Below are 10,857 nucleotides of genomic sequence, written 5' to 3' on the forward strand. Positions count from 1 at the left end.
TTAAGGGAGAGATCAAGTGACCATCCGGGTTGGCGTTAACGGATTCGGCCGAATCGGACGCAACTTCTACCGGGCCCTCGCGGCGCAAAAGGCCGAGGGCAAGAGCACCGACATCGAGATCATCGCGGTCAACGACCTCACCGACAACGCCAGCCTGGCGCACTTGCTGAAGTTCGACTCGATCCTTGGCCGCTACCCCGAGGAGATCACCCTCGAAGGCGAAGACACGATCGTCATCGGCAGCACCAAGATCAAGTCTCTTGAGGTGAAGGAAGGCCCGGCCGCGCTGCCGTGGGGTGACCTGGGTGTCGACGTCGTGGTCGAGTCCACCGGCATCTTCACCGCGCGCGCGAAGGCCCAGGGCCACCTGGACGCGGGCGCCAAGAAGGTCATCATCTCCGCGCCGGCCAGCGACGAGGACATCACGATCGTGCTCGGCGTCAACGACGACAAGTACGACGGCAGCCAGAACATCATCTCCAACGCGTCGTGCACCACGAACTGCCTCGGGTCGCTGGCCAAGGTCCTCAACGACGAGTTCGGCATCGTCAAGGGCCTGATGACCACGATCCACGCCTACACCCAGGACCAGAACCTGCAGGACGGTCCGCACAAGGATCTGCGCCGCGCCCGCGCCGCCGCGCTCAACATCGTGCCGACGTCCACCGGCGCCGCCAAGGCGATCGGCCTGGTGCTGCCCGAGCTGAAGGGCAAGCTCGACGGGTACGCGCTGCGCGTACCGATCCCGACGGGTTCGGTCACCGACCTGACAGCGGAGCTGAAGAAGTCGGCAACGGCCGACGAGATCAACGCAGCGTTCAAGGCCGCCGCCGAGGGCAAGCTCAAAGGCATCCTGAAGTACTACGACGCGCCGATCGTGTCGAGCGACATCGTCACCGATCCGCACAGCTCGATCTTCGACTCTGGCCTGACCAAGGTGATCGACAACCAGGCCAAGACCGTATCCTGGTACGACAACGAGTGGGGCTACTCCAACCGCCTTGTCGATCTGGTCGCGCTGGTCGGTAAGTCGCTGTAGCCCGATGGCTTCATTGTCCATAAAATCCCTCTCCGACTTACTCGCAGAAGGGGTTTCGGGTCGTGGCGTGCTGGTGCGCTCGGACCTCAACGTCCCGCTGGACGACGACAACACCATCACCGACCCCGGCCGGATCATCGCGTCGGTGCCCACGCTGCGGGCACTTTCCGACGCGGGGGCCAAGGTCGTCGTCACCGCACACCTCGGCAGGCCCAAGGGCGGCCCGGACCCGAAGCTCTCGCTTGCCCCGGTCGCAAAGGCGTTGGGGGAGCAGCTCGGCCGTCACGTCCAGCTGGCCGGTGATGTCGTCGGCTCCGACGCACTGGCCCGCGCCGAGGGGCTGACCGACGGCGACATCTTGCTGCTGGAGAACATCCGCTTCGATCCGCGGGAAACCAGCAAGGACGACGCCGAGCGGCTGGCGCTGGCCACGCAGCTCGTCGAATTGGTCGGCAGCCCAGATGGTTCGGCTGGCACCTTCGTGTCCGACGGGTTCGGCGTAGTCCACCGCAAGCAGGCGTCGGTGTATGACGTCGCGAAATTGCTTCCGCACTACGCGGGCACCCTGGTGGCTGCCGAGATCAAAGTGCTCGAGCAGCTGACCAGCTCCACCGAGCGGCCCTACGCCGTCGTGCTCGGCGGTTCCAAGGTGTCGGACAAGCTGGCCGTCATCGAGTCGCTTGCGGAGAAGGCCGACAGCCTCGTTATCGGCGGCGGCATGTGCTTCACATTCCTTGCTTCCCAAGGTGTTTCGGTGGGCAACTCGCTGCTCGAAGAAGGCATGATCGAGACTTGCCGAAAGCTCTTGGATACCTACGGCGATGTGATCCACGTGCCGGTCGACATCGTGGTGGCCGACAAGTTCGCGGCCGACGCGACCGCGGAAGTGGTAGCGGCGGACCGGATTCCCGCCGACAAGATCGGCCTAGACATCGGGCCCGGCTCGGTGGAGCGGTTCACCGCGCTGCTGTCCAATGCCAAGACCATCTTCTGGAACGGCCCGATGGGCGTGTTCGAGTTCCCTGCGTTCGCAGCGGGAACAAAGGGCGTCGCCGAAGCGATCATCGGGGCGACCAGCAAAGGCGCCTTCAGCGTTGTCGGCGGCGGCGACTCGGCCGCGGCGGTGCGGCAGCTGGGCCTCGACGAGGACGGCTTCTCCCACATTTCGACCGGTGGCGGGGCGTCGCTGGAATATCTTGAGGGCAAGACGTTGCCCGGCCTGGAGGTCCTGGAATCATGAGCCGCAAGCCGCTGATCGCTGGCAACTGGAAGATGAATCTCAACCACTTCGAGTCGATCGCTCTGGTCCAGAAGATCGCATTCTCGTTGCCGGACAAGTACTTCGACAAAGTCGACGTTGCAGTGCTGCCGCCATTCACCGACCTGCGCAGCGTGCAGACGCTTGTCGATGGCGACAAGCTGCGCCTGACATACGGTGCGCAAGACCTCTCGCAGCATGATTCCGGCGCTTACACCGGCGAAATCAGCGGGGCGTTCCTCGCGAAGCTGGGGTGCACCTACGTCGTCGTCGGACACTCCGAACGTCGGACCTACCACAACGAGGACGACGCGCTCGTCGCGGCGAAATCGGCGGCCGCGTTCAAGTACGGACTCACGCCGATCATCTGCATCGGCGAACAGCTCGAGGTGCGCGAGGCCGGTAACCACGTCGAGCACAACGTGGAGATGTTGCGGGGCTCGCTGGCCGGGCTGTCGGAGGAGCAGATCGGCACGGCCGTCATCGCCTACGAGCCGGTGTGGGCGATCGGCACCGGCCGGGTGGCCAGCGCGGCCGACGCTCAGGAGGTGTGCAAGGCGATCCGCGACGAGCTCGGCAAGCTGGCCTCACCGCAGCTGGCGGCCGGCGTGCGGGTTCTGTACGGCGGCTCGGTGAACGCCAAGAACGTCGGCGAGATCGTCGCGCAGGAGGATGTGGACGGCGCGTTGGTCGGCGGCGCGTCGCTGGACGGCGAGCAGTTCGCCACGCTTTCGGCCATTGCCGCTGGTGGGCCGCTTCCTTGATCGGACCACGCAGCCTGTAGTCTGGCGGCCATGGAATTGGCCCTGCAGATCATTCTGGTTGTCACCAGTTTGTTGGTGATGGTCCTGGTGCTGCTGCATCGCGCCAAGGGCGGCGGTCTGTCCACCCTGTTCGGCGGCGGCGTGCAGTCCAGCCTGTCCGGGTCCACGGTGGTGGAGAAGAACCTCGACCGGCTGACGTACTTCGTCGTCGGGATCTGGGTCGTTTCGATCGTCGGCGTCGCGCTGCAGATCAAATACAGCTAGAGCACGCCGCCAAGGCCGGGCAGTTTGCCGACGATTGGCAGGTCGTCCAGGGGGCCCGGGGTCCGGTTGACGTCCAGCGGGCTCATGCAGGTCTTCCCCGGTCCGGGGATACCGCCGGACCCGACGCAACACTGGTATGCGTTTCTGGATGTCTTCAGGCAGTCGTTGTATGCGTGGATATCCCAGGACGAACCGCTGGGTTGGGCGCTGGCGACCGCCGAATATCCGAGTGCGACGCCGCCGAACGGGATCATGACCGCGCCGACGGTAGCGGGCAACAACTTACGCAAACGCTTTAAAGTACCTGCGCTCATGATCTGCCTCGCCTTCACGAGGTAGCCTGTTTGTCCGATCCCGTATGCAGACTTAAGGTCCCCCAACCTTGTGTTTGCTAAGCCCTAGCATGCGCTCAACCCGGTGGTCATATCAAGGCTAAGCGGCCAAATTTTGCTGTCCGGGCGAAATGACGGGGCGGTGTGGACTCGTCGTGCGGGCGGTTCGGGCGACGCCGATACTTGGGGGATGGCTGAGGGGACCGACACCGCGCTAACGCCGATCGGTTCTGTGCGCCGCACGCAGGTCGGCCGCGAGGCGACCGAGCCGATGCGCGACGACATTCGGTTGCTTGGCGCGATCCTCGGCGACACCGTGCGTGAGCAGAACGGCGAGGAGGTCTTCGACCTCATCGAACGGGCCCGCATCGAGTCGTTTCGGGTGCGACGCTCCGAGATCGACCGCACCGAACTGGCCGGCATGTTCGACGGCATCGACATCCACCAGGCCATTCCCGTCATCCGGGCGTTTACTCACTTCGCGTTGCTGGCCAACGTCGCCGAGGACATCCACCGGGAGCGTCGCCGCGCCGTGCATGTGGCCGCAGGGGAACCGCCGCAGGCCAGCAGCCTAGCCGCCACGTACCTGAAACTCGATTCGGCCCAACTGGACTCGGCGATCGTGGCCGACGCACTCGCCGGTGCGCTGGTGTCGCCGGTGATCACCGCGCACCCCACCGAGACCCGGCGCCGCACCGTGTTCGACACCCAGCACCGCATCACCGAGTTGATGCGATTGCGCCTGCACGGGCACACCGAAACCGCGGACGGCCGCGACATCGAACGCGAATTGCGCCGCCACATCTTGACGTTGTGGCAAACCGCGCTGATTCGATTGTCACGGTTGAAGATTCAGGACGAGATCGAAACCGGCCTGAGGTACTACCGGGCGGCGTTTTTCGAAGTCATTCCGCAAGTCAACGCCGAGGTGCGTACCGCGCTGAACGCCCGCTGGCCCGACGCGCAGTTGCTCGACCAGCCAATCCTGAGGCCCGGTTCCTGGATCGGCGGTGACCGCGACGGCAATCCCAACGTCACCGCCGACGTCGTCCGCCTCGCGACCGGCAGGGCCTCCTATACCGCGCTGGAGCACTACTTCACCGAAATCACCGCGCTCGAGGAGGAGCTGTCGATGTCGGCGCGGCTGGTCAAGGTCAGCGACGAGTTGGCGGCGCTGGCGGATCAGTGTCATGAGCCGGCCCGCGCCGACGAACCGTATCGCCGTGCATTGCGCGTCATCCATGGGCGGCTGACAGCGACGGCGACATCGATTCTGGATCGCCAGCCGGACCACGAGCTCGACCTCGGGCTCGAGCGCTACCAGAGCCCGGCAGAGCTGAAGGCGGACCTCGACGTCGTCGATCGGTCACTGCGGGTGCACGGCAGCGCGGTGCTTGCCGACGACCGGCTGGCCCGGCTACGAGAAGCCGTGCGAGTCTTCGGTTTCCACCTCTGCGGCCTGGACCTTCGACAGAACTCTGACGTGCACGAGGAGGTTGTCGCCGAGCTGTTGGCGTGGGCGGGTGTGCATCCGGACTATCGGTCGTTGGCCGAGCCGGACCGCATCGAGCTGCTGGCCGCCGAGCTGGCCACCCGGCGGCCTTTACTTGGTGACGGCGCGCAGCTTTCCGAACTCGCCCGCAAGGAGCTCGATGTCTGCTTGGCCGCTGCGCGCGCAGTCGCGGTGTTCGGCTCAGCGGCGGTGCCGAACTACATCATCTCGATGTGCCAATCGGTTTCGGACATGCTGGAGGCCGCCGTCCTGCTCAAGGAGGTCGGCCTGCTCGACCTCAGTGATGGGGCGTCGGGTCCGTACTGCCCCGTCGGCATCGTGCCGCTGTTCGAGACCATCGACGACCTGCAGCGTGGCTCGTCGATTCTCGAAGCGGTGCTGGAGTTTCCGCTGTACCGGGCGATGGTGTCGGCTCGCGGCGAGAGCCAGGAAGTGATGCTGGGCTACTCCGACTCCAACAAGGACGGCGGGTACCTGGCCGCGAACTGGGCGCTGTACCGTGCAGAGCTCGACCTTGTCGAGTCGGCGCGCAAAACCGGAATCCGGTTGCGGCTCTTCCACGGACGCGGTGGCACCGTCGGTCGCGGCGGTGGCCCGAGCTACGACGCCATTCTCGCCCAGCCGCCCGGGGCGGTGAACGGCTCGCTGCGCCTGACCGAACAGGGTGAGGTGATCGCCGCCAAATACGCCGAGCCGCGGATCGCGCACCGCAACCTCGAGACGTTGCTCGCCGCCACGCTGGAAGCGACGCTGCTGGACGTCGAGGGCCTCGGCGACGCCGCAGGTCCAGCGTACGACGTGCTCGACGAGCTGGCGGGCCGCGCGCAGCGCGCCTACGCCGAATTAGTTCACGAGACACCGGGATTCGTCGAGTATTTCAAGGCGTCGACGCCGGTCAGCGAGATCGGCGCGCTCAATATCGGTAGCAGACCGACATCGCGCAAGCCGACGACGTCGATATCGGACTTGCGCGCGATTCCCTGGGTGTTGGCATGGAGCCAATCGCGCGTCATGCTGCCCGGTTGGTACGGCACCGGCACCGCGGTCGAGGAATGGATTCGAGACGGCGACGGCAGGCTGGAGGTGCTGCGGGATCTCTATCGGCGGTGGCCGTTCTTCGCGACCGTGTTGTCGAATATGGCGCAGGTGCTTTCCAAGTCGGACTTGGGCCTGGCCGCCCGCTACTCCGAACTCGTGGAGGATGAGGCGTTGCGGCGCAGGGTGTTTGACAAAATCGTCGCCGAGCACGAGCGCACGATACGGATGCACAAGCTCATCACGGGCCAAGATGACCTGCTGGCCGACAACCCTGCGCTGGCGCGTTCGGTGTTCAACCGTTTCCCGTATCTGGAGCCGCTGAACCATCTTCAGGTCGAGCTGCTGCGCCGATACCGCTCCGGAGACACAGATGAGCTTGTCCAGCGGGGCATCTTGCTGACGATGAGCGGACTGGCTACTGCGTTGCGAAACAGCGGCTAGCCGCGGGCGACCTAGAGGCCCGTGGTTCGGCGCACCGCACTGACGGCGCCACGTACCGCCTGCTCGGTGGCGGCCAGCGGCGACATCACGGATTCGCCGATGCCGACGATGCGCTCGACGCGGGCGACGATGCCTTCCATCCGATCGACCACCGCGTTGAGGCGCGGCGCCAGTTCGTTGATGCTGTTGATCGTCTCGTTGAACCGTTCCAGGGTTGCGTCGAGATTTTCTGTCGAATTGTTCAGATCGACCAGGGTCTCGCTAAGGCCCTCCAGGATGGTGTCGACCTGTTCCACGGTGACGTCGGCGTTGAGCGCCGCCTGCGCGAGCTTCCTGATCCTCTCGGGTCCGGTACGCACCGGTTTGCCGCCCTTGTCTGCCATGACGGTCATTTGACCACAGTTGCGGGAACCGCTGGAGCGGACTGGGCGTCTGACATGTGTGCAATGCAGACGATGCTTCAACCATCCGCGATCGGCGGCCGGCGGTGACCCCGCGCGGCGCGTAGCGGATTACGTCGCCGGATACGCCGAGGCGACGGCGGACCGGCACGAGGACGCCGACGGCGACATTCCGCTGCCGCGGGACTGACGGCTACGACAGCTTGGCCGCGGCTTCCTCGTCCAGCAGCCACACGGTCGCATCGCGACCCACCGCGCCCGCGGCCGGGACATCCACCGGGTCGGCGCCACCGACAGCGGCGGCCACCGCGTCGGCCTTGGCCGCACCTGACACGATGAGCCACACCTCACGGGACCGCTGAATCGCGGGCAGCGTCAACGTGATCCGTCGCGGTGGCGGCTTGGGGGAGTCGGTGACCCCAACGACCATCCGGTTGGTCTCCTGGACGGCAGGCGTGTGGGGGAACAGCGAGTTGATGTGGCCTTCGCCGCCCATCCCCAGCAGGTGCACGTCGAAGATCGGGGTCGGCTCGCCGGGGTCGGCGTTGGCGGCCAGCACCTGTTCGTAGGAGAGCGCGGCGGCGTCCAGGTCGTCGCCGAACTCGCCGTCGCTTGCCGGCATCGGGTGCACGTTGGCCGACGGGATGCCGACGCGGTCAAGCAGCGCCTCACGGGCCTGCTTGTCGTTGCGTTCGCCGTCGTCGTGGGGGACGTAGCGATCGTCGCCCCAGAACAGGTGCACCTTCGACCAGTCGATCCGGTCGTCTTCGGCGAGTTTGGATAGGATCCCGATGCCCGTGCCGCCCCCGGTCAGGACGATCATCGCCCTGCCGCGGAACTCGACAACGGAGACGATCTCCTCGGCCAACCGCTGACCTGCCGCCGCCACCAGCGCCGTGGTATCGGGGTAGGTATGGACGGACGTGCTCATACGTATTGCACCTTGTCGATGCCCTGTAGTGCCTCGTGATAGATCTCGTCAGCATCCAGTCGGCGCATGTCCTCGGCGAGGCATTCCTTGGCCTCCCTGCGCGCCAACGGGATTCGCGCTTCTGGCCTGCTGGTGCGTGTCAGCGTCGCTGTGACGCCCGTCTGCGGACGGCTCAGCGTGATGGTTTCGGAGTCCCGAACGAGTTCCACCTTCAAATCGCCGACCGCCCGCTGAACCGGGCCTTCGATGCGTGCCGCCAGCCAGCCCGCCAAGATGTCGAGTGCGGGTTCGGTTTTGAGGCCCGAAACCACCGCCGACTTGATCGCTTCGTGCGGTGGCTGATCGACTGCTGAGGCCAACAGTGCCCGCCAGTAGGTGATACGACTCCAGGCCAGGTCCGTGTCGCCGTTGGTGTAGCCCTGCAATCTGCCTTTGATGGCGGCCAGCGGATCGGAACTGTTGGTGGCATCGGTGATACGCCGAATAGCCAACTGGCCCAAGGGATCCTGCGCCGGAACGGGAGGAGCAGACGCCGGCCACCAGGTCACCACCGGGGTGTCGGGCAGCAGGAACGGCAGCACCACGCTGCTGGCGTGGTCAGCAAGGTCACCCTGCAGACGCAGCACCACCACCTCGCCGGCGCCCGCGTCGGCTCCGACCCGGATCTCGGCGTCCAGCTGTGGCTGTGCGGCCTTGCGGTCGCCGGGAAGCACTGCGATCACCCGACAGGGATGCTCCCGGCTGGCGTAGTTCGCGGCCTCGACTGAGTCTTCGAGGGTGTCCTCGGAATCCGGTGCGATGACGAGCGTCAGCACGCGGCTGAGGGTGATCGCGCCGCCCTCCTCGCGCAGCCCGATGATCTTCTTGTTGACGTCGTTGGTGTTGGTTGCTGGCAGTTTGACGATCACGGCCGCCTCCATTCCCGGCCCAGCCGGTGCATCATCTCGAAGGCCGACGGCGGGCCCCAGGTCCCCGACTCGTAGGGTTCGGGTTTGCCGTCCGCCGCCCACGCGTCAAGCACGGGATCGAGGATCTCCCAGGACATTTCGACTTCGGCGTTCACCGGAAACAGCGACGGCTCACCAAGCAGCACGTCGAGGATCAGCCGCTCGTAGGCCTCGGGAGAGTCCTCCGCGAATGCCGAGCCGTACGAGAAGTCCATGTTGACATCGCGGACCTCCATCTGGCTGCCGGGCACCTTCGAGCCGAACCGCGTCGTGATCCCTTCGTCGGGCTGCACCCGGATCACCAATGCGTTCTGGCCGAGCTCCTCGGTCATCGTCTTGTCGAACGGCAGATGCGGAGCCCGCTTGAAGATCAAGGCGACTTCGGTGACCCTGCGGGCCAGCCGTTTTCCAGTCCGTAGAAAGAATGGGACACCGGCCCAGCGGCGGGTGTCGATCTCGAGCGTGATGGCGGCGAACGTCTCGGTGGCCGAATCCTTGGAGAATCCGTCCTCTTCGAGCAGTCCGACGACCTTCTCACTACCTTGCCAGCCGGCGGCGTACTGCCCGCGTGCGGTCGTCTGATCGAGGGGTTGCATCAGCTGCGTGGCCGAGAGCACCTTGATCTTCTCCGCCTGTAGTTGGCGCGGACCGAAGTTGACCGGCTCCTCCATCCCGATCAGTGCCAACAGCTGCAGCAGGTGATTCTGGATCACGTCGCGGGCCGCGCCAACCCCGTCGTAGTAGCCGGCCCGTCCACCCAGTCCGATGTCCTCGGCCATGGTGATCTGGACGCTGTCGACGTAGTTGTTGTTCCAGATCGGTTCGTACAACTCGTTGGCGAACCGCAGCGCAAGAATGTTCTGGACGGTCTCCTTACCCAGGTAGTGGTCGATACGGAACACCGACTCCTCGGGAAAGACGCTGTTGACCACCGAATTGAGTTCGCGGGCGCTCTCCAGGTCGTGGCCGAACGGCTTTTCGATGACGACCCGGCTCCACCGGTCCTCGGTCGGGCGGGCCAGGCCCGATTTCTGCAACTGCTCGCACACCATTTGAAAGGCGTTGGGCGGAATGGACAGATAGAACGCGTGGTTGCCGCCGGTGCCGCGCTCGGCGTCGAGCTTCTCGAGTGTCTCGGCGAGCCGGCCGAAGGCCGCCTCGTCGTCGAAGGTGCCCTGCACGAACCGGATGCCCTCGGCCAGGCGGTCCCAGACCTCCTGGCGGAACGGTGTGCGCGCATGCTGCTTGACGGCGTCGTACACGACCTTGCCGAAATCCTCGTCGGCCCAGTCCCGCCGGGCGAAGCCGACGAGCGCGAAGCTGGCAGGCAACAGCCCCCGGTTGGCGAGGTCGTAGATCGCTGGCATCAACTTCTTGCGGGCCAGGTCGCCGGTGACGCCGAAGATCACGACGCCACACGGGCCGGGAATCCGCGGCATCCGCTTATCGCGCTTGTCCCGCAGGCAGTTACGCCAGCCCTGTCCGGTGGACGTGGCCTTGTCGTTGACGGCGGTCATTCTCGGCTCAGGGCTTCTTCTCTTCGAGCTGACCCTGCGTCGCCTCGAGAAGCTCAAGCCACGACTTTTCGAACTTCTCCACGCCCTCTTCCTCGAGCACGCGGAACACGTCGGGCACGTCGATGCCAACGGCGGAGAGTTTGTCGAAGACCGCCTGCGACTCTTCGGCTTTGCCGGTCACAGTGTCGCCGGTGATCACGCCGTGGTCGGCCACCGCGTCAATCGTCTTTTCCGGCATGGTGTTCACCGTGTTCGGGGCAACCAGTTCGGTGACGTACAACGTGTCGGAGTAGTCCGGGTTCTTCACGCCGGTCGACGCCCACAGCGGACGCTGCACGCGTGCGCCGTCGGCTGCAAGGGCTTCGTACCGTGAGCCGCCGACGAACACTTCCTCGTAGGCCGCGTAGGCCAG

Annotated in this window: 12 protein-coding genes; 6 read left to right on the plus strand and 6 right to left on the minus strand. The window is 65.5% G+C overall.

Going from position 1 to position 10,857, the window contains the following annotated elements:
• Positions 1–16 precede the first annotated feature (16 nt).
• The 4 genes from gap to secG are packed head-to-tail and all read left to right on the plus strand — an operon-like array spanning position 17 to position 3,325.
• A complete protein-coding gene (gene gap, locus VFH65_RS25520; RefSeq protein ID WP_353325358.1) occupies positions 17–1,039 on the plus strand; it encodes a type I glyceraldehyde-3-phosphate dehydrogenase in 1,023 nt (340 codons plus the stop codon).
• 4 nt (positions 1,040–1,043) lie between these two features.
• Positions 1,044–2,279, plus strand: a complete 1,236-nt coding sequence (locus tag VFH65_RS25525) for a phosphoglycerate kinase (RefSeq protein WP_414688505.1) — start codon at positions 1,044–1,046, stop codon at positions 2,277–2,279.
• A complete protein-coding gene (gene tpiA / locus VFH65_RS25530; protein WP_353325362.1) occupies positions 2,276–3,061 on the plus strand; it encodes a triose-phosphate isomerase in 786 nt (261 codons plus the stop codon). Before VFH65_RS25525 ends, tpiA begins: the two co-directional genes overlap by 4 nt.
• A gap of 30 nt (positions 3,062–3,091) precedes the next feature.
• On the plus strand, positions 3,092–3,325 hold the full coding sequence (gene secG, locus VFH65_RS25535) for a preprotein translocase subunit SecG (RefSeq protein WP_353325364.1): 234 nt from the start codon (positions 3,092–3,094) through the stop codon (positions 3,323–3,325).
• Here the strand turns inward: secG and VFH65_RS25540 are convergent.
• On the minus strand, positions 3,322–3,615 hold the full coding sequence (locus VFH65_RS25540) for a hypothetical protein (protein ID WP_353325366.1): 294 nt from the start codon (positions 3,613–3,615) through the stop codon (positions 3,322–3,324). The genes secG and VFH65_RS25540 overlap by 4 nt on opposite strands.
• A 232-nt stretch (positions 3,616–3,847) precedes the next feature.
• Between VFH65_RS25540 and ppc the strand changes: the two genes are divergently transcribed.
• Positions 3,848–6,649, plus strand: a complete 2,802-nt coding sequence (ppc, locus tag VFH65_RS25545) for a phosphoenolpyruvate carboxylase (protein ID WP_353325368.1) — start codon at positions 3,848–3,850, stop codon at positions 6,647–6,649.
• Between the two features lie 11 nt (positions 6,650–6,660).
• Here ppc and VFH65_RS25550 read toward each other — a convergent pair whose 3' ends face one another.
• Entirely contained in the window at positions 6,661–7,032 is a 372-nt protein-coding gene (locus VFH65_RS25550) for an ATPase (RefSeq protein WP_353325370.1), read from the minus strand.
• 58 nt (positions 7,033–7,090) lie between these two features.
• Between VFH65_RS25550 and VFH65_RS25555 the strand changes: the two genes are divergently transcribed.
• Positions 7,091–7,240: a hypothetical protein gene (locus VFH65_RS25555; RefSeq protein WP_353325371.1), complete on the plus strand. Its 150-nt coding sequence runs from the start codon at positions 7,091–7,093 to the stop codon at positions 7,238–7,240.
• A gap of 3 nt (positions 7,241–7,243) precedes the next feature.
• Here VFH65_RS25555 and pgl read toward each other — a convergent pair whose 3' ends face one another.
• From pgl to VFH65_RS25575, 4 genes are all read right to left on the minus strand, one after another.
• The gene (gene pgl / locus VFH65_RS25560) at positions 7,244–7,981 is read right to left on the minus strand and encodes a 6-phosphogluconolactonase (protein ID WP_353325373.1); all 738 of its coding nucleotides are present in this window, start codon (positions 7,979–7,981) and stop codon (positions 7,244–7,246) included.
• Positions 7,978–8,889, minus strand: coding sequence for a glucose-6-phosphate dehydrogenase assembly protein OpcA (gene opcA, locus VFH65_RS25565; protein WP_353325374.1), 912 nt, complete (start codon positions 8,887–8,889; stop codon positions 7,978–7,980). The genes pgl and opcA overlap by 4 nt, the downstream gene beginning before the upstream one ends.
• Positions 8,886–10,445 (minus strand): glucose-6-phosphate dehydrogenase, encoded by a 1,560-nt coding sequence (gene zwf / locus VFH65_RS25570; RefSeq protein WP_353325376.1) that lies wholly within the window; start codon positions 10,443–10,445, stop codon positions 8,886–8,888. The genes opcA and zwf overlap by 4 nt, the downstream gene beginning before the upstream one ends.
• 7 nt (positions 10,446–10,452) lie before the next feature.
• Positions 10,453–10,857 (minus strand): transaldolase family protein (locus VFH65_RS25575; protein ID WP_353325378.1); only part of this gene is annotated, 405 nt, incomplete at its 5' end.

The sequence above is a fragment of the Mycobacterium sp. genome (genome assembly GCF_035697385.1).
GTDB lineage: Bacteria > Actinomycetota > Actinomycetes > Mycobacteriales > Mycobacteriaceae > Mycobacterium.